The sequence below is a fragment of the Wolbachia endosymbiont (group A) of Anomoia purmunda genome (assembly GCF_947251545.1).
In the GTDB taxonomy this organism is placed as follows: Bacteria; Pseudomonadota; Alphaproteobacteria; order Rickettsiales; family Anaplasmataceae; genus Wolbachia.
The window spans coordinates 53,304-73,057 of sequence record NZ_OX366362.1 but is presented as its reverse complement, the minus strand read 5'-3'; the positions used below and the strand labels follow the sequence as shown (position 1 = coordinate 73,057).

General features: G+C 35.2%; 15 protein-coding genes and 1 pseudogene. 2 read left to right on the top strand and 14 right to left on the bottom strand.

The genetic code is table 11. The features are described 5' to 3' along the window. Positions 1 to 134: 134 nt before the first annotated feature. The 9 genes from uvrC to OPR57_RS00325 all read right to left on the bottom strand — a co-directional run bounded on the left by uvrC (position 135) and on the right by OPR57_RS00325 (position 10,346). Positions 135 to 1,952 carry an excinuclease ABC subunit UvrC gene (gene uvrC / locus OPR57_RS00365; protein ID WP_265036619.1) on the bottom strand — a complete coding sequence of 606 codons (1,818 nt, stop codon included), beginning with the start codon at positions 1,950 to 1,952 and terminating at the stop codon, positions 135 to 137. Beyond that, a complete protein-coding gene (glyS, locus tag OPR57_RS00360; protein ID WP_265036618.1) occupies positions 1,936 to 4,053 on the bottom strand; it encodes a glycine--tRNA ligase subunit beta in 2,118 nt (705 codons plus the stop codon). Before glyS ends, uvrC begins: the two co-directional genes overlap by 17 nt. A 3-nt stretch (positions 4,054 to 4,056) precedes the next feature. Beyond that, on the bottom strand, positions 4,057 to 4,896 hold the full coding sequence (locus OPR57_RS00355) for a glycine--tRNA ligase subunit alpha (RefSeq protein ID WP_265036617.1): 840 nt from the start codon (positions 4,894 to 4,896) through the stop codon (positions 4,057 to 4,059). Between the two features lie 44 nt (positions 4,897 to 4,940). Then, positions 4,941 to 5,699 carry a phosphatidylglycerophosphatase gene (locus OPR57_RS00350; RefSeq protein WP_265036616.1) on the bottom strand — a complete coding sequence of 253 codons (759 nt, stop codon included), beginning with the start codon at positions 5,697 to 5,699 and terminating at the stop codon, positions 4,941 to 4,943. Between the two features lie 146 nt (positions 5,700 to 5,845). Further along, positions 5,846 to 6,841: a porphobilinogen synthase gene (gene hemB / locus OPR57_RS00345; RefSeq protein WP_265036615.1), complete on the bottom strand. Its 996-nt coding sequence runs from the start codon at positions 6,839 to 6,841 to the stop codon at positions 5,846 to 5,848. Beyond that, positions 6,834 to 7,859, bottom strand: coding sequence for an NADH-quinone oxidoreductase subunit NuoH (gene nuoH, locus OPR57_RS00340; protein ID WP_265036614.1), 1,026 nt, complete (start codon positions 7,857 to 7,859; stop codon positions 6,834 to 6,836). Before nuoH ends, hemB begins: the two co-directional genes overlap by 8 nt. After that, positions 7,843 to 9,891, bottom strand: coding sequence for an NADH-quinone oxidoreductase subunit NuoG (gene nuoG, locus OPR57_RS00335; protein ID WP_265036613.1), 2,049 nt, complete (start codon positions 9,889 to 9,891; stop codon positions 7,843 to 7,845). The genes nuoH and nuoG overlap by 17 nt, the downstream gene beginning before the upstream one ends. A gap of 5 nt (positions 9,892 to 9,896) precedes the next feature. Beyond that, positions 9,897 to 10,109 (bottom strand): hypothetical protein, encoded by a 213-nt coding sequence (locus tag OPR57_RS00330; protein ID WP_006279675.1) that lies wholly within the window; start codon positions 10,107 to 10,109, stop codon positions 9,897 to 9,899. A 66-nt stretch (positions 10,110 to 10,175) separates the two neighbouring features. After that, the gene (locus OPR57_RS00325) at positions 10,176 to 10,346 is read right to left on the bottom strand and encodes a hypothetical protein (RefSeq protein ID WP_265036612.1); all 171 of its coding nucleotides are present in this window, start codon (positions 10,344 to 10,346) and stop codon (positions 10,176 to 10,178) included. A 424-nt stretch (positions 10,347 to 10,770) separates the two neighbouring features. On the opposite strand from OPR57_RS00325, the gene OPR57_RS00320 reads away from it, so the two are divergent. Then, a complete protein-coding gene (locus OPR57_RS00320; protein WP_265036610.1) occupies positions 10,771 to 11,949 on the top strand; it encodes a ribonuclease D in 1,179 nt (392 codons plus the stop codon). Positions 11,950 to 12,035: 86 nt separating this feature from the next. Here the strand turns inward: OPR57_RS00320 and OPR57_RS07965 are convergent, their stop codons facing one another. Together OPR57_RS07965 and coaE are read right to left on the bottom strand one after the other, a co-directional pair. Further along, complete coding sequence (locus OPR57_RS07965) at positions 12,036 to 12,212, bottom strand: hypothetical protein (protein WP_265036609.1); 177 nt, start codon at positions 12,210 to 12,212, stop codon at positions 12,036 to 12,038. 19 nt (positions 12,213 to 12,231) lie between these two features. Continuing rightward, positions 12,232 to 12,819, bottom strand: coding sequence for a dephospho-CoA kinase (gene coaE, locus OPR57_RS00310; protein WP_265036607.1), 588 nt, complete (start codon positions 12,817 to 12,819; stop codon positions 12,232 to 12,234). 166 nt (positions 12,820 to 12,985) lie between these two features. Between coaE and OPR57_RS00305 the strand changes: the two genes are divergently transcribed. Beyond that, complete coding sequence (locus OPR57_RS00305; RefSeq protein WP_265036605.1) at positions 12,986 to 14,389, top strand: NAD(P)H-dependent flavin oxidoreductase; 1,404 nt, start codon at positions 12,986 to 12,988, stop codon at positions 14,387 to 14,389. A gap of 847 nt (positions 14,390 to 15,236) precedes the next feature. Here the strand turns inward: OPR57_RS00305 and OPR57_RS00300 are convergent. From OPR57_RS00300 to OPR57_RS00290, 3 genes and pseudogenes are all read right to left on the bottom strand, one after another. Beyond that, positions 15,237 to 16,182 (bottom strand): annotated as a pseudogene (locus OPR57_RS00300) (IS110 family RNA-guided transposase). A 372-nt stretch (positions 16,183 to 16,554) separates the two neighbouring features. Then, positions 16,555 to 18,231, bottom strand: a complete 1,677-nt coding sequence (locus tag OPR57_RS00295) for a hypothetical protein (RefSeq protein ID WP_265036603.1) — start codon at positions 18,229 to 18,231, stop codon at positions 16,555 to 16,557. A 315-nt stretch (positions 18,232 to 18,546) separates the two neighbouring features. Beyond that, positions 18,547 to 19,713 (bottom strand): aspartate kinase, encoded by a 1,167-nt coding sequence (locus OPR57_RS00290; protein ID WP_265036601.1) that lies wholly within the window; start codon positions 19,711 to 19,713, stop codon positions 18,547 to 18,549. Positions 19,714 to 19,754: the final 41 nt, after the last annotated feature.

The window sequence follows — 19,754 nt, the reverse complement described above, 5'->3', positions numbered from 1 at the left end:
CACTATCGCTGATATTTTTCCTTAAGTTGACGCCATTGGGAGAACGGTTACGTTTTAACAGAGTGGCTTCTCAATGAAGAGATTCTGAAGGAAAGTATATGAATATCTGCTTTAACAATAAAACGGGTTTTGTGTCATTCCAGTACTCCTCTCTTATAATTCACGTATTTAAGAATGACTTCTGCTAAACCTTTACTAATTCCAGGTACGTTTTGAATTTCAGCCAGAGAAGCTTTGCTTATATTTTTCACTGAACCAAAATAAGACATCAACGCTTTTTTTCTTTTGTTGCCAATGCCGGGTATTTTCCTTAATTGTGAAACTATAAACTGTTTATCGCGTTTTTTTCTATGTGAAGTTATCGCAAAACGGTGGGCTTCATTACGCAGCGATTGTAAGTAAAGCATGACTTTGCTGTCATTTGCCAGACTGAATTCTTCCCTGCCCAGCATATAAAATCTTTCATTTCCTGCGTTACGATCAGGACCTTTTGCCATACAAGCAAAAGGAACGTTTATATTCAATACTTCCAGTACATTCTGTACTATGGAAACATGTCCTGGTCCACCATCAATCAGTAAAAAATCAGGTATTATGCCTTTTATATTGCCGGAGAAACGTCTGGTTAGCACTTCCCTCATCATTTTATAGTCATCGCCTGAAAATTTTTCCTTTATAGTAAATTTTCTGTACTCACTCTTTAAAAAACCCTCCTGCCCTGCAACAACCATTACACCAATTTGTTGATTTCCAGATATATGGCTATTGTCATAAACCTCGATACGCTTTGGAATGTTTGGTAACAAGAAGATTTTGCTAAGCTCTTCAAGCTTTTCTAGATTATTTCTATAATCGATAAGCTTCTGCTCTAAGCTATGCTGAGAGTTATCATAAACAAATTTCAATAAATCACGCTCTTTTTTATTCTTTGCATGCAGAACTTTTACTGGCTTTTGAGCAACCTTATATAGTGCTTGTTCTATAATTTCTTTATCCACAATAGAATCTGGAACGTAAATTTGTATTGGAGGTATGTTAGCTGAATTATAAAAATTGACCAAAAAGGTGGATAAAATTTCATCATTTGAGTGATCACCACAGTTCTCAGCAAAGTAAGGAGTGCTGCCGTAGTTGTCTTTATTTCTAAACGATAACACACTAATACATGCTAGATCCTCTTCACGTGCAATACTGAAGAAATCTGCATCTTTTTCAAAAGAAAAATCCGTGTGCTGTATTTGAATTTGCTCAAGAAACTTTACCCGATCTCTATATATAGCAGCAAGCTCATAGTTTTCTTCACTGCTGTACTTTCTCATTGTGAAAAGTAACTGTTCTTTTACTTCCTTATTTCTTCCAAGCAATGTATTTCGTGCCTGTTTTACTGATTGGCAGTAGTCGTCTTTTGTGATTTTGTTTATGCATGGTGCTGAGCAGCGCTTAATTTGATATTCAATACATGGTCTTTTTGTTGAGGAAAAGTATTGATCTGAACATACTCTTAGGAGAAAAGCTTTTTGCAATGACAATATAGTTTGCTTAACAGCAGCGGCAGATGTAAAGGGACCATAATAATGAAACTCATTCTTCTTAAATTTGCCTCTATATTTCGCTATTCTTGGATAATCGTGTTTAGAAATTGTGATATAAGGATAAAATTTTCCATCCTTGAGCACAATATTATAAAGTGGTTTCAATGATTTTATTAACTGTGCTTCAAGAAGCAGTGCTTCGATTTCATTCTCAGTGATGAATATTTCAACCTTAATAACCTGTAAGAGCATAACTCTAATTCGTTCAGAAAGGTTTTCGAATTGAAGGTAGTCGGATAACCTCGACTTCAAGTTTTTTGCTTTTCCAACATATAAAACTTTATTCTTATCTCCAACCATCTTATACACGCCACAGGACTGTGGAGATGATTTGATTTGTTCTTTATATTGCCTGAGCATTTATCCATTGCTTAACCTGTATGAGGTTAAAATCTGTTACTAAATGAAAGATGGAAACTACATTTTCAAGCAAAGATAATCTGTTTCTTCTCAGCTTATCAGAATCACAGTTAATCTTTACACTGTCCATAAACTGATTGATAAACGGAGCAAAACCAGCAAGTTCATCAAGTGCTGCATTAAAGTGGTTATTTTTTATTGCTTGTTTTATGTTTTTACAAGTAGTTATAGCACAATTTGATAGCGCAATTTCTTCATTTTCAATCAAAAACCTCTTACCGTAAGATGCACTATAAGTAGTGCCATCACTTTTCCTTACTTTGCTCATCATGTTACTGACTCTTTTGTAAGTGCTTAGAATCTGTTCACCTTCTGGCGTACTAAGATAACGATCCAATATAACAGTTTGCTTTTCTGCTGTCAGCAGATCATTAATATCGATTTTATATAGTATTGAATCTACAACATCTTGCCTTATATCTCTATTTTTTAAAATAACCTTGAATCTTTCTAAGCAGAATTTAAATACTAGTTCTGAAATTTGTTTTCTATTTGGCTTATCAACTGACGCTGTATTTTTATTAAATAGAAGCCTTGAATATAAAGATACTGACTTGTCTATCATTAGCCTAATTGGAATATACAAATTATTTTCAAGTATTGTCCTAATTATACCAATTGTCATTCTCCGCAAACCAAACTGATCATACGAACCAGAGATTTTCTCACCTGCTGCAATTAAACCAACTAAGCTATCCACTTTGTCTGCAATTGACACAGCAATTGCTGAAGGGGATTTAGGACACTCCTGCTCTGGCCCGATTGGCTTATAGTGTTCAGTTATAGCTTCCACTATTTCTCTATCTTCTTGAAAATAAGAAGCATAATATCCACCCATTACTCCTTGTAATTCTGGAAACTCTCTTACTATCGATGTTGCCAAATCAGCTTTCGCCAAATATGCAGCACGTTCAACTTTTATCAGCGAAGCATGTGGAATAAATATAGCTATATACTTTGACAGAGCCGTAATACGCTTCACCTTTTCCCCCACGCTGCCAAGAGAAGCATGAAATAATATCGAACCTAATTTTTTGACATAATAATCTAGATTTTCCTTTTTATCTTGAGATATTAAAAATTGGGCATCAGCAAGACGTGCTTCTAATATTCTTTCGTGCCCTTTAACAACTTCACCATTGTTGACGTTGACAACAGTGACAAAGTGTGAAATTCTCTTTCCATTACTTAAAGCAAGGTATTTTTGTTGTGTATTAACTATACTAAGTATTACTTCCTTCGGTAATCCAAATGACTTTTCTTGATTTACTTCACCAAACAGTACGATTGGCCACTCTATAAGCCCCGTTAGTTCATTCAGTAGATAATCATTTTTCTCAAGTTGTAAATTCTGCTCTTTTGTGAATTTATTAATCTGATCTAGTATAAATTGCTTTCTTTTGTCCATTTGGAGAATTACACTGTTTTTTTCTAGCAATTCAAAATAGTCTTTAGGTGTTTTAACAGTAAGCGCCCTACCACTTGAGAGAAATCGATGGCCATATGTTGTGTTAGATGTTGTAATCCCTGCAAAAGATACAGGTATTATCTCGTCATTTAAAATGCATAAAATGTTTTTGATTGGCCTAACCCACCTTTCTTTTCCTTCGCCCCATCTCATACTTTTTGGCCAAGAGAAATTTTTTAATATTTCTCCTAGTTGATTTTTAAGAAACTCTTGAATGTTAAATGAGCAGCTTTCTCTTTTAATGAAGTAAAAATTCTCATTATTTACTTTTCGAACGAGCAAATCTTCTTCATTTTTCTGATATTTTCTTAAAAAACCTTCGATAGCACTTTTTGGTGCATTAATGTTTGGTCCCTTAACTTCGTTATTGGAATCCTTTAGCTCCAAAGCATTTATGTTGTCAACAAATAGAGTAATGCGACGTGCCGTTACAAAAACCTCCATTGATGTAAATTTTACATTATTTTTGTTAAAAACATTGGCAATACAGCTCTTAACTTGAGTTGTAGCTACATTCTGCATTCTCGGTGGTATTTCTTCTGAAAGGCACTCAAATAATAACTGCAACGACATACGCTATTTACTCATGTACAATTCACAACATTTTTTTGTTAGCTCTCTAACTCTACCAATATAAGCTGTACGTTCATTCACACCAAGCACACCTCTTGCATCAAGCAGATTAAGTAGGTGACTAGTTTTAATACATTGATCATAAGCTGCCATTGGTAGCTCCTTTTCAATAAGGAACTTACACAATTTTTCCGTATCTTCGAATTGCTGCTGTACCACTTTAGTATCATAATAATCTAATGCTAGATAAGAAAATTCATATTCTCTTTGTTTAAAAATATCTCCGTAAGTTACACCGTTATCGTTCCAAATTATATCATAAACATTATCTACACCTTGTATGCACATTGCTAAACGTTCCAACCCATATGCCACCTCACCAGGAATCATCTTGCAGTCAATCCCTCCAACTTGCTGTATATAAGTAAGCTGTGTTACTTCCATTCCATTGCATGTAACTTCCCACCCAAGTCCTGATGCACCAACACTTGGATTTTCCCAATCATCTTCAACAAACTTAATATCATATTTTTCTGTAGATATGCCAAGAACTTTTAAGCTATCTAAATAGACGTCTTGTAAATTATTACCAGATGGCTTTATTATAACTTGATATTGGTGATGTTGATACAAACGATTAGGATTATCACTATAGCGCCCATCTGCTGGCCTAATTACTGGTTGTAGATATGCAATTTTTGTCGGTTTTGTATCAATTGCAGACATAATTGTTGCAGGGTGTAATGTGCCAGCACCAACTTCAGATGTGTATGGGTGAAGTATAACGCACCCTTCACCAGCCCAAAAATCTTGCAACTCTTTTATTATACTTTGTAAGTTCACACAAATTGTACACTTTTTATACTAAATATATAAATAAATAAGTACTATTCAATACCTATTTTTTTAACAGTATCATGTAAATAATCACCTAAAACTGCTGAACTTTCCCTCACATACTGAATTATGCTTTTATTTAGGACAATTGCATCATGCATAGTTAAATCGCAGAATATAAATGCTGTTAAATACACTAAAATCACCGCATAAAATGTGTGAAAAATTCCCTCAAATGTAATTGACATTGCATTATTATAGCTGAGCTGTATTGAACTTATTGGCCATGGTTTTATCACTTCTACGACATTAAAAAATACGTAAGGTATAATAAGAAAAAAGAAAAAGTGCATAAAATCATTAAACCAAAATGGGCATTGAAACATCTGCTTACATATATTCCCATATAGTTTACTTACAGCATAATAGATTGACATTATTGCTGGCATTGAAAGTGCTACAGTCAGTACTTGCCCTGACGCTATTTGTATTACTATGTCTTCACCACTGTTTGCTGAAGGGTCCTGAGCATGAAAAATAAATATTCCAATTAATTGCATTACTAACATAACTATTGCCAATTTTGTAAAAATAGCAGCTACAACTATTCCTGAATTTGGCATTTTATATAGTAAATATTCGCCTCCATATGTAAGAGTTAATATAACATCGACAATAAATAATATTAAAAAAGAAGACCAATAGTTCTGCCAACCTGGTAAATATCCTATTCCCAAAAAAGAGCTTACTGTTTTGGCAGGAAAAACCTTGCCTAGCATCTTTCCCAAAAATTCAAAAAAAATCCCCATGTTCTAAGTAACACTTGGTTTATATTATTTATAATACTGTATTGTAACGGACTTATCAACAACTTAAAACATGTATTGGAAAACTTTAAGTAATATGCAGCAACAGTAGAAGAACATGCGCCAAAAATTTAATAATTTTATAGGGCTTATGCACTTAAATTTTTTGCAATATCAAGTGCAGCGTAAGTGAATATTGCACTTGCACCCGCACGTTTGAAACCAATCAAAGATTCATAAATCACCTTGTCATAATCTAGCCAGCCATTATTTGCAGCAGCTTTTATCATTGCGTACTCACCGCTTACTTGGTAAGCAAAAATCGGAAAATTAAACTTATCACTTGCTGTTTTGATAATATCCAAATATGGCATACCAGGTTTAACCATAATAAAATCTGCACCTTCATTTATATCCATTTCAATTTCGCACATTGCTTCACACGCATTTTTATAATCCATTTGATAACCACTTTTGTCTATAGAATGTGATAGCCCACATGAACCAACGACTTGCCTGAATGGAGCATAGAAGCTAGAGCAGTATTTTACTGCATAAGATAATATTAATACGTCTTGAAAGTTGTTATCATCTAATGATTTTCTGATTCTTCCTATTCTACCATCCATCATATCAGAAGGAGCAACTATATCACATCCTGCTTTCGCTAAAGCAAACGCTTGCTTACACAGCACTGATATAGTTTCATCGTTTTCTACATCCATCTGATTGGCTTTTAAAATGCCGTCATGGCCGTGAATAGTGTATGGATCCAATGCAACGTCTGCAATAATACCAATTTCAGGTACCTTTAATTTTACAGCACAAATTGCTCTGCAGATTAAGTTGTCAGAATTATATGCTTCCTCAGCGTTTTCAGATTTTAATTTACTATCAACTACAGGAAAAATTGCAACAGCATTAATTCCTAAATCTTTAGCTTCCTTAACTATAGACACTAATCCATCTATTGAATAACACTTTATACCTGGTAAGCCAGAAATTGGTTCAGTTGTTTCTTCTCTGTCATGAACAAATAGAGGAAAAACTAAATCATTTATTGATAAACTATTTTCACTTGTTAAATTGCGAACCCATTTGCTCGAGCGCCTGCGTCTTAATCTTGTATTTGGGAAATTAAACATTGGATCCAGGCAAATTCCCAGTAAAGAGCAACACCCCTGAAATGAGTATCACCCAAAACACTGATATTGGTAAAAATACTTTCCAACCAAGGCGCATTAGCTGATCATATCGATAACGAGGTATTGTTGCTCTAATCCAAATAAATACGAATAAAAGTATAACTATCTTCAAAACGAACCAAATCAAACCTGGAATTTTATAAAGCAAACCAAGTTCTAACGGAGGATACCACCCTCCTAGAAAGAATATCGTCATCATAGCACTTGCTAAAATCATATTTGCATATTCTCCAAGAAAAAAAAGGGCAAAAGGCATGGATGAATATTCAACGTTATATCCAGAGACAAGCTCTGCTTCAGCTTCTGGTAAATCAAATGGGTGACGATTAGTTTCTGCAAGCAAAGAAATAAAAAATATTATTCCTATAGGCATTAGTAGCAAATCAACCCAAAATGGCATATTGTGTTTCGCTACCACCATCTCTCCAAGGTTCAACGTACCAGTTGTAACAACAACTGTAGCAACTATTAAGCCTATTGAAATTTCATATGAAATCATCTGAGCAGCCGACCGTATAGCGCCAAGGAATGCATAATTGGAGTTGCTTGACCAGCCTGCAATAATTACGCCGTATACTCCCAGCGACGATATAGCTAGCACATAAAGCACTCCAACATTAATATTTGCTATAACCTTAGGAATAACTACTTGCTGGCCATTTTCTACAATTACTTCAGCACCAAACGGTATAACTGCCCAGGCAATTAATGCCAAGATAAAGGTAAGCATTGGAGCCATAATGAACAGTATAGTGCTCGCTCTAAATGGTATTATCGGCTCTTTAATTATGAGTTTGATGGCATCTGCAAACGGCTGCAATAGCCCAAAAGGTCCAACTACACTTGGGCCGTGCCTCAGTTGAATTGCAGCAAGGACCTTACGCTCAAAGTATGTCAAATATGCAACTGAAAGTAGTAGAGGTACTAAAATAAATAAAATATTAACTAGCGTGTTCATAAAAAGCTTTAGTACAATCTGCCATTATTTTTGAAGCGCGACTTATTGAATCCGTCATATAAAAATTACACTCCTTTAAAGTAAAAGGTGTATTACTTAAATTTATTTTACCATTGCTAATTGGTACCCATGTGTTCTTTACCACTTGATCAGCATTTCTAAACTGTGGACCGATAGTATCTAATTTTTTTCTCACGTCAAATAAACTATCATATGGTAAAGAGAGATCCAAATATTGCGAGAGATTTTTAATAATTAACCAATCCTCCTTCGCTTCACCTGGAGGAAATACAGCTAAATTTGTTCTTTGCACTCGACCTTCAGTGTTTACATAAGTTGCATATTTTTCTGTATATGCAGCACCAGGCAAGATAACATCTGCCACATGTGCACCCTTATCACCGTGATGACCTTGATAAATTACAAATGTATTTTCTAATTTTGATGTATCAATTTCATCTGCACCAAGAAGATAAACTACTTCTATTTCACCACTTTCTGCATGTTCCAATATTTGATTAATATCCCTTTCGCCTTTTTTAGGAACAAACCCAATATCTAGCCCACCAACTCTTGCTACAGCTTTATGCAGCACATTAAAGCCATTCCAGTCATCTCTGACCATGTTAAATTTTTCTGCAATTTTGCCAGCCAGAACTAGAACTGATTCAGAATCGTCTCTTACTAATGCATCTTGACCGATAATCAGCATAGGGCTCTGAACAGCACTCAGCAGCTCACAGAACTTATGATTTCCATTTGCTATTTCACTCAAAATACCAGGATTATCGCCCAATTTCTCAACATGATATAAATATTCAATGTCAGGACCAACACTTGCAACAGGAAAGTTGCCCTGTAAATATCTCTTTCTCAATCTTACGTTAATGATCGGTGCTTCTATCCTTGGATTTGTATTTATAAGCAGACACAAATCTGCATTTTCTATACCTTCAATAGTGGTATTGAACACATACGATCCACGATTACTTGGTACAAGCTTTGCACCATCTTGCCTACAGTCTATATTCCCCGAGCCGAGCTTCTGCATCACTTCTTTGAGTAGAAGCATAGACTCACAATCTGCTAAATCACCTGCAATTGCAGCTATTTTATTTGATTTTGTATTCTTTAATTTCTTTGCAGCAACAGTTAATGCTTCATTCCAATCAACTGGGGCTAATTTACCATCTTTTTTTACATAAGGTCGATCAAGACGCTGAACTTTTAGTCCATCATAGGCAAAGCGGGTTTTATCTGATATCCACTCTTCATTCACTTCTTCGCTCAGTCTTGGCAATATCCGCATAACTTCCAGGCCACGATAATCAACTCTAATTGCGCTACCCACAGCATCTAGCACATCTATAGTCTCACAATATGATAGCTCCCATGGACGCGCTGTAAAGGAGTAAGGCTTTGAAGTTAAAGCCCCTACCGGGCAGAGATCTATGATATTTCCAGATAATTCAGAACTAATATGCCTTTTTATGTAAGTGCTAATCTCTACATTTTCTCCCCTTCCGATTCCTCCAAGTTCATTTGTACCTGCAACATCAGACAAAAATCTAACACACCGAGTGCAATGAATGCATCGATTCATCGCAGTCTCAATCAGTGGTCCGAAGTGTTTTTTTGGCACAGCCCTCTTATGCTCATCAAGTCTGCTGGTTCCTTTCCCATAAGCCATCGTGATATCTTGCAAATCGCATTCACCACCCTGATCGCAAATTGGGCAATCAAGCGGGTGGTTAATTAGCAAAAACTCGAGTACTCCTTCGCGTGCTTTTTTAACCTTAGGGGTATCAGTGTGAATAACCATCCCTTCTGCAACTGGCATTGCACAAGAGGCTACTGGTTTTGGAGGCCCACCCTCCACTTCAACCAAACACATTCTGCAGTTACCAGCAATTGCTAAACGCTCATGATAACAAAAACGTGGAATTTCAACGCCCACAACTTCACAAGCTTGAATTATAGTGAGCCCATGCTCTACTTCACATTCCTTAGAATTAATAGTAACTTTAACCACAACTATTATACAGCTTCCCACTTTATAGGATTGCCGCTCACCTCATCTTCAACCAGATTGCCGTTGTCATATTGAGCAGACATATAATTCATGCGCGAGTCACGATCTATATATCTAACAGGTTTTACCGGTTTATCTTTATACATTTTTTGCTCAGCTTTCTTACGCTGAGTAGGGTTATTTTTACTAGCTGTCTTTGCTTTCCCACCTGCTGCCATATAAACTCCTAAAAACTTTTCATTCTATTTTAACACTTAAGTATATAGCGTCAATATTTAATAACTTTAAAATTTCAATAGATCTCTTATTATAATCATTTTACAATCATTGTTTAAATAAAAAGTTACCCCTTGATGCCATTCCAGCGCATGACGCACAGCTGTACGAACATTGCAATTTGCAGGCAATTTGCGTGGCAGATTCAAGTAGCTGACACTGGGATGGCTTTGTTGCATCGCTACTTATGAAAGGCTAACTATAGTTAGGATTATAAGCAACCTATTGAAAATCTTGTTTTTTTGCAATCAATCTGATCAAATTTAAGAATAGTAATTTGTTATTTATATTAATAAATTTAATTCTATTGAAAATAGCTAAAGCATTGAAATTCTTGAATTTTAGCCGGATTGGTGAATGGTAGTGAAATTTCTTTTACTCAAATTTAGGTATTCACTGACCGTTCTTGTTATAAATACCAGAATAATAAGCTACTAATATTCGCCATCTTTTTTATCTTTAATCCATCATAGCTAGCGATGCAACAAAGCCATGGAAAAGCTACTTGAATGACACCAATGAGTGATAGAAAGTTCTGCAAGAAGTCATTAATTGCAAAAATTTAATGTAAGTGGTAAAGTAGAACCACTGAATAAAAAATATATGTTAATTAATACAACGTCGGAGCTGGAGGACATATGTGAGGGATTGATAGCAAAAAAGCCGAAATTTATAGCAGTTGACACGGAGTTCATTAGAAATAATTTAATCTACTACCCAAAATTATCGTTAATTCAAATTTCTTACGGAGAGAAGAGTTTTATTGTAGATGCATTAGTGCCAGAAATTGATCTATCATTCATTAAGAAAATAATGCTAAATCAGGGGATAACCAAAGTGTTTCATAGCTGCCGGCAGGATATAGAATCCTTACTCACTGTGTTTAAATGTATTCCCACTCCCATTTTTGATACCCAAGTTGCTGCTATGTTTTGTCATTATTATCATGACTTCATTGGTTACTCAAAAGTAGTGGAGCAATATCAAGGGATAGCACTGGATAAAATTAAAGCTAAAAATTCAGATTGGTTAAGGCGTCCATTGTCCGAAGATCAGTTAGATTATGCAGTAAAAGACGTGGTACACCTATATGACCTATACCAAATATTGTGCAATAAACTTGAAGAAAATAATAGGATGGGTTGGTTTCAAGAAGAGATGGAATCAATAGTTGATATAAATAAGTATTTACATAGCCCAAAAGATGCATGGAAGAGGATTAAATTTAATTATGAAGTAAATCCAAGATTGATACTAACTGTTAAAGCAGTTAGTGAGTGGCAAGAAACCTTAGCACAGCGCTATAATATGAACCGTAATAAAATAATCAATAATGCTGTAATAGCTGATTTTATTGAAAAAAATGTAGAGCATGTTGATGAGATTTTAGATGACCTCAAGAGGAATACAAAAAATATAAAAGATGCAGATTTACTAGAGTTTGTAAATATTTTTAATGAAAATGAGAGAAATTGGATGCAGCAAAACAACACCTTATCGAGTAATTATGACAAATCTGTACTTGATATACTCTCAATTATTTTAGATAGTAAATGTAAAGAAAGTAACATATCAAGGAAATTAGTTTCTTCAAAAGATGAGTTAACCGGGTCAATATCTGGACAGACAGATAAATTATTCAAGGGGTGGAGATATGATTTTTTTGGTAGGTCAATCGAATTATTTCTGAACACAAACTCGAGGTTTGAAATTTCAGCAGTGAAATCCGCAAATAATATAACCAAAATTCAGAGTAATTTGGTGGAGAATAACTGTTGCTAAAGTAACTTAGATTTATCGACAATCGTCATCCCGCTAGGTGTTAGCGGCTAAGAGATACCGCGGCGGTATGACGGTTAAGTAGGGTGTCATCCCAGTGCCCAGACACTGGGATCCAGGAAAATTGATTGTAAACGAGCAAACATTTTCGATAAAATTACCAAAAAGCTAGATCCCAGTGTCAAGCACTGGGATGACAAGAGAGGGAGGCTACTGGGATGACAGCTACCCTGACAACCGTCATCCCGCTGCTTGTTAGCGGCCAAGTGACGGTATGACGTAGAGCTACGTGTTTAGGTTTAATGAATTCACTATTTTTTTTACTTGAGAAAAAACATACTCTTTGCTTACACTGGTATCGATAATAAAGTCACTCATCTTCCTTTTCTCCTCAATAGATAACTGAACATTGAAGATTAAATTTAGCTTTTCTTTATCTATGTTGCGTTCGTTAAGTCTTTGAGCTTGCACAACGCTATCTGCATGGACAAAAACAATAAGGTTGCAATATAAATAAAATTTTGTTTCTAATAGAAGCGGCACATCTAAAACTAAAAGCTTTCTATCGATCTTTTTTTCCTTAGCAATAAAAAATTCTAATTCACGCAGCACAGCAGAGTGAACCAAAGATTGAAATTGTCTCCAATTTTCATCATAGGCTAAGAAATATTTAGACAGTACTGTTCTATCTATTTCACCATTTGCCACCACTCCAGGAAAATTTTTTTCTGCATAACTTATTATGCTTTTATCCACTCTATAAAGTTGGTGTACAACAGAATCAGCATTAAAGACAGCAGCACCAAACTCTTGAAAGCAATTAGTTACAAAGCTCTTTCCTACCCCAATTCCGCCTGTTAGACCTATAATCATATAGCAAAATGCATTAACTTCTTTTGAAACTATATTTACAGTAGCTGCTGTGTCTACTAAAAACCCAAATTTGGCTATGCAGAGGCTCTGATGATACAAGAAAAAATAAACAGCTATCATTTTTTTAGTAATTAAGTAAAATAGAGTGAAAGATTGCGAGGAAGTTTTGAAAAATAAGATAAAAAAGATAGTAATTTCAGGAAAGGAAGTGTGGCCAATCATCGAGGGCGGCAAAGGCATTGCAGTTAGTGATGGAAGATCAAGCGGAGCATTTGCTGCAGCAGATGCTGTGGGTACATTTTCTGGTGCAAATGCTAAGCTTATTGATGATAATGGCGAGTTAGTGCCGCTGATTTACAAAGGCAAAACAAGAAATGAAAAGCATAGTGAATTGATTGAGTATAGTATTGAAGCTGGAATTAGTCAGGCAAGAATAGCAAATGAAATATCAAAAGGTCATGGAAGAATACACATGAATGTACTTTGGGAGATGGGAGCAGCAGAACGCGTGCTTCATGGCATATTAGAAGGAGCGAAAGGTTTGATTCATGGTATTACCTGCGGTGCTGGCATGCCTTATAGGCTTGGAGAAATTGCAGCTAAATATCAGGTTTATTATTACCCTATTATCTCATCGGTGCGTGCTTTTAAAGCATTATGGAAGCGTGCTTACCAAAGAATATCTTCCTATTTGCTTGGTGGAGTAGTGTATGAAGATCCATGGCTTGCTGGAGGGCACAATGGACTCAGTAACAGTGAAGATCCAGAGCTACCACATGCTCCATTTGAAAGAGTTGCAGAGCTTAGATCTTTCGTGAACGAGATCGGTCTTTCAGAAACACCAATTGTTATGGCAGGAGGAGTGTGGCATTTGAAAGATTGGAAACATTGGTTTGACAATCTGCAAATTGGACCGATAGCTTTTCAGTTTGGCACTCGTCCACTTTTGACGAAAGAAAGCTCAATTTCTGCAGAGTGGAAAAAGAAGCTACTCACTTTAGAAGAAGGTGATGTATTTTTAAATAAATTCAGTCCAACAGGGTTTTACTCATCTGCAGTAAAAAATAACTTCATACGTGAGTTGCAGGAACGGAATTCACGTCAAATAAAGTTTTCAGAAAATGCTAGCGAAGAATTTGATAATGAATTTGCAATGGGTAGCAGAGGTAGAAAGATCTACCTTACTGCAAAAGACAAAGAACTGGCAAATACATGGACTAAAGCAGGGTATACAGAAGCAATGAAAACTCCAGATACAACTGTTATTTTTGTGACGCCAGGCAAGTTTGCAGAGATAAGACAAGATCAAATCAATTGTATGGGATGCTTAAGTCATTGTTTGTTTAGCAATTGGAAAGATCATGGTGACCATTCAACAGGACGAAAGCCAGATCCGCGTAGTTTTTGCATACAAAAAACACTGCAAAACGTTATACACGATGGTGATATTGAGAACGAACTCATGTTTTCCGGACATAATGTATATAAATTCAAGCAAGATCCGTTTTATGAGAATGGCTACGTACCGACAGTAAAAGAACTGGTAGAAAGGATATTGACTGGGTATTGAGTCAGCAGTGGCCTGAAAAGTCCATTTTTCACTTTATAAAATGTTTATATTTTACCACCTACTTTATTTGAATAAGTTTTTCTGCCACACTTGAACAAATATCAAAAAAGATTGAATATTTGTATAGAATAGTGTATAATTATTAATGTTTTTTAGGCATTTTTGCCATCAAAATTTCTCGACCCTAAACTGGATTTGACCTTCAAAAAAATATGTAGGATCGAGAACTGGCGCGCCTACTTTAGGGTTTGGTCATCACTTTCGTGGTGGGTCTCAATCCAAATTCCCATGTTAACGTTTCTAGCTCCCGCCTCCTCAAACGCAGCATCCGCACTACGCTTTCCTAGCAGATTCTTTGCCAAAGTTTATAACGTATTGTACTGGTGATGCTTTCGGTTTGTAATACCTTATTCTGTAGTCTGAATATAGACCCAGCGTTTTGTATATCCATTCGCTACTCCACTTCTTCCAACCAAACCTTTTCTTTGCTTTCCTGGCTCGCATTAAGTTGCGTCTTACCTTCTTTTCCACCCAATCAACTATGTTTTTTTTAATTTTTTATTTGTGTAATTCTGTAACTTTGTTCAATCATGTGGGCAATAAAAACCCGTTTGTCATAGAAATAGAATTTTATATCAAACAGCTACTGCCTGCTTAAGCCAATGAATATGTGAATAATACCAGTTCCCACTACACAGGAATCGGATAGACAATGATGCTACTTTACCCCGCTATTCTACTTGCTTCAGTATGGGCTTCTTCTTCGTTATTGTCCCGCGTCATGGGAATTGGTATAAGTACTTTAAGTCTGTGTGAACGTACTTATTCACATATTCATTAACCCATTTCAGTGACTGCTGTGTAAATTAATTGCTTCTTTAAGTCTGGCATTAACAATAACTATAATTTTACGCATTAGAACTTACCATCTTCTTCTTACCACTTTCAACAAGCTTAGAATAAAAGGCGCCAAGTATAGATTTTGACCTTGTAGCAGCCATAGCGGCTGTAAAGAGCTTTGAACGAACGTTACTTCTACCACCTGTAATCCTTCGGTAACCAACAGCTTTACCACTTTCTTTTGGATGCGGTGCAACTCCGGCAAGACTTGCTACTTCTTTTCTGTTTAAGTAACCAAGCTCTGGCATTAAACACAAAAAATCTTGTGATAACTTTTTACCTATTCCAGGAACTGTTTTAAGAATTTTTTGGCGTTGTTGTAATTTGCGGCTTTCATCAATAATCTTTTGTATAGTATCATTGAGTTCGTTTATTTGACTATCGAAAAACTCAATGGTCTTTTGACAGCTTTCTTTTATATGATCATTTTCCGGTGCTTCAAGTCTGCATTTTTCTTGAGTTCTCATTTGCGTAATATCATCACGACGTTGACAAAGTGCAGCCAAAGTTGATTGTTCTGTAGAGGTAGGTACAAATAGAGAGATAGTTCTATGGCGTTCAAATCCATATTGAGCAAGAGCTCTTGCATCTGATCTATCAGACTTTGCTAAAGTTCCGTGAGATAAAATAAAGCTTTTTACTTTACAAGTATTAGCTCGATGCACGGCAATATTTTTGTCGGTAAGAAAATGTGATAAGCCAAGCTCATATTTCCCTGTATTTTCTAAAGTCACTAAAGCATTAGGTAGAATATCTGAAAACTCTTGAAATAATTGTTGCCAACCAGAAGCATTATTATCAAATTCGACAGCATTCTTCTTTTTGTGAATTGCAACGACATTTTTAAATTTTCCGATGTCAATGCCAATAAAATTTTGATAAGATGTAACCATAATAAACCTCGATAGTTTTAGTTAATTTAAGATTGTAAACTGGTGCATATATATGTCCCAAGCAACTATTCAAACGTATCGAGAGATAGGGCTAGCGTACCTTGATACCAACGGTTGTAATACCAATTTCCTTTCGGTCGCGCACGCCCGCTATTCCTAGTGAGCAGGGTTATCTTTCTCTCTTATCTCTTTTATATCACGTTTTTAACTTACAAACTACTATGGCTATACAATAAAGTCGGCCTGGCAATACGCAGATCTTTTATCTTACTCCTTTTTCCCAATTTTGAAAGAAGTCTAATGTATTCTGCGCTTGCTCTTCTCCTAAAAATTTCTCACCATAAACAGGGTTTTGAAAGAAGTCTAGTATCTTTAAAATAAATGTCCATGTGATTCCATAGATAATTTCTGTTTTTTTATTCTATCTGTCCATTTATCATTTTCTACATCTTGTTTGTTGGTTGCTTTTTTTTCTTGCTCAACAATCGCCTTATCTATCTTCTGATGAATTGCATCAATTGCATTAATCGCACCTTTTTTTTTGTATATTTCGCTTTTCCCCTCGATAATTAACTTGATAAAAGTACTTACAACAGACTGCATTTGATTATGATTAACCTGACCTCTTATCAAAGAAGGTAAAGATCCTAATTCCATTATATGTTGACCCATGTTATTCTCTATACTTTCTCTATGCATTAACATTTCATCATCAAATCCTTTCAATACTTCTGATGCTGTTTTACCTTGAAAGGAAAGCCCTAAATTATCTGCTACTTCATTTATTAATAACTCTCTGTTTTCTTTATTATCTTCCAATTTAGCATAATCACTCAATAGATTCATAACTGTAGATACTCTGACTTCAACAATACCATCAACATCTTCATCTTCTAGAGCAATTCCCGACCCCAATAACCTCTCTCTGAGATTTTCGCTTAAAAGATTGATAAATTCTTCATTTGCATCTGATCCTGTGGTTGATATTGTACCATCTAAATAGTTACTTACTTTTATTTGAGTACCTAAGTCATGCTCTATTTGTATTTTTGTCTCATGTTTAAATCCTAATTCTGCACAGAATTTCTGAAAATATTCTTTAATAATATCAAACAAGCTCTTGCCATTATCTTTATAATTTTTTAACTCTTCAGGAATAGTAAGTGACAGTTTACCATCACCGTATGTTACAAAGTCTTCACCATCGTAAGATTCAATTGTAAATTCCAATGAACTGGGCAGATTACATATCTTATCCCCATGCATAACTTGATTTTTGACAGAAAGTATTGGTAGCCTCATGTCAGATCTAATTCTCACATTATTTTGGTTAGCATAATCAATATTTATTACTTTTTTAGGGTTTTCTACTATGAACGACTGTCCAAGTGCAAGTTGGGTTTGCATAAATGGAGCAGCCTCATACCCTGCTTGATTACAATTGGTGACTAGCTCTTCTAAAATAGCATCACTTGGAACTTCTGCCCCAGCGTATCTAAACATTTTCTTGAAAACTTCTTTTGCAAAGGAACGGTAATCCTTGTTTTCATCTTTCTCTGTTGGTAATAGATGGATACACCTTTGGCCAGCATTGTAAAATTCTTCAAATTCTTTCTTGTATGAATCAGTTTTTTGATGATCAGCAGTTTTGGGATTCTCGCAGTGATCCTTCCACAGCTCACCCAATGCATCACTTGCAAGCTCTTTCTTAATATCTTTAAGTACTGAAGCAACAAAAGCTTTGCCACGATCCGTATCTATTTCTCTTGTTCCTTTTTTGTTAAATATTTCGTCATTATATATATCATCACTATTAAAAAGTTCGCTTTTGCGGTGCTTAGCTCCTTCCTTAAGTGCAATAATAAGACTTCTATCTATTTCTTTTCCGTTAATAACAAAATTCATCCTTTGAAAATCTAAGAACATTGTTTCACCAGAATTTGCTAGTTTATTACCTTGATCTGCTCTTAATTTACTAAAATTGAACTCTTTAGCTGTTGCCTTTAATCTAACTACTGGACTATTATTATTTCCCTTCGCCTCTTTCATAATTAACACCTTACTATAAATATGCTGTAAATTGTATCATATAATGATGAATAATTTGATAATATATTAAGGAGTAAGGCCTTTGAGAGTTTTGAGTCTTTAACAAAATTGTAAAGGTATAATGCACCCCATAAATTAGACCAAAAAAAATTGGTTAATCCGAGTAAAAAAGGATTTTGTTACCTGGTATAACTATAGAAGACGACACCAGTCTCTACATTATAAAGTTCCTGCTAATCTCTATTTCCATAATCAAATAAACGCACCATGAAAAATCGGATTACTTCAAAAAAAGTTCCGGACGTCAAGCCTATCCTAGTGCTGCATATCAAGCTCATACTTAGTATGTAAATCTTTGACTAAAGCTACAGCGCATTCTTTTTGAACAATTATACTGATTTTGATTTCAGAGGTTGTGATAGCAAGTATTTCTATCTTTTTTTCGCTTAAAACCTTGAGTGTGCGGTGCATCACTTCAGTGTTAGACATAACACCAATACCAATTATTGAAATTTTAGCTATATTATCGTTTATAGCATAATTTTCATTCTTATTCAGTAACTTTTCCATTAAATCAATATCAAATTTGGAGATAACAAAACTTGACCCATGTATCATATCAATTTTAACGTTTGCCCCTACTATATCTCTTAAAGTACGCAAGTTATTTGCAAGGTTAGTGAAAGTGACAAGAGCTTCATTAGTGCTATAAGTTATTCCAGTAATTAAGTATCTCTCTAGTACATCCCTTTTGTGTAGTACTGTGGTGCCTTCTACTTCCTTAAAAGTGGATAGCACTTGCACTTTAATGTTATGTTTCATTGCAAGTTGTACTGAACGATTATGCAGTATTTTAGCACCAGATGACGACATTTCCAACATTTCATCGTAAGAGATAAATTTGAGCTTGCGTGCCCTTGGAACAATTTTCGGGTCTGCTGTATATATTCCATCAATATCAGTAAAAATTTCGCAAGCTCTAACACCAAAGGCTATTGCAAAGGCAACTGCTGATATATCAGAGCCTCCTCTTCCAAAAGTAGTGATTCTATCATCATTTATACCCTGAAAACCAGCGATGATCGCAGCAGTATAACCCTCAGCAAAAGATCTTTTCACACGGTCAATCTTTATTGTTTTTATTTTAGACTCAGAATAAAAATCATCAGTTACAATTGGTAACTGCCAGGCAAGCCACGATTTAGCATTAACTCCGATCGATTGGAGAGTGATAGCTAATAGACCGCAAGAGATTTGCTCTCCTGCTGAAAGCATAACGTCATACTCTGACAACTCTTGTCTGCAACTTAAATTTGAGATTTGCCTAGCCTGAAAAGCCATTTGGTCAGTAAATCCTGCAACAGCAGATACAACAACGATTACATTACAACCTTTCTCAATATCGTTTTTTATCAAATTTGCAACTCGGTTTAAATCAGTTAGCGAAGTCCCACCAAATTTTTTTATGATTATTTTGTCCATAGTTACAATATAACTCTCTTCTGAAGAAAAATATAGTTTTT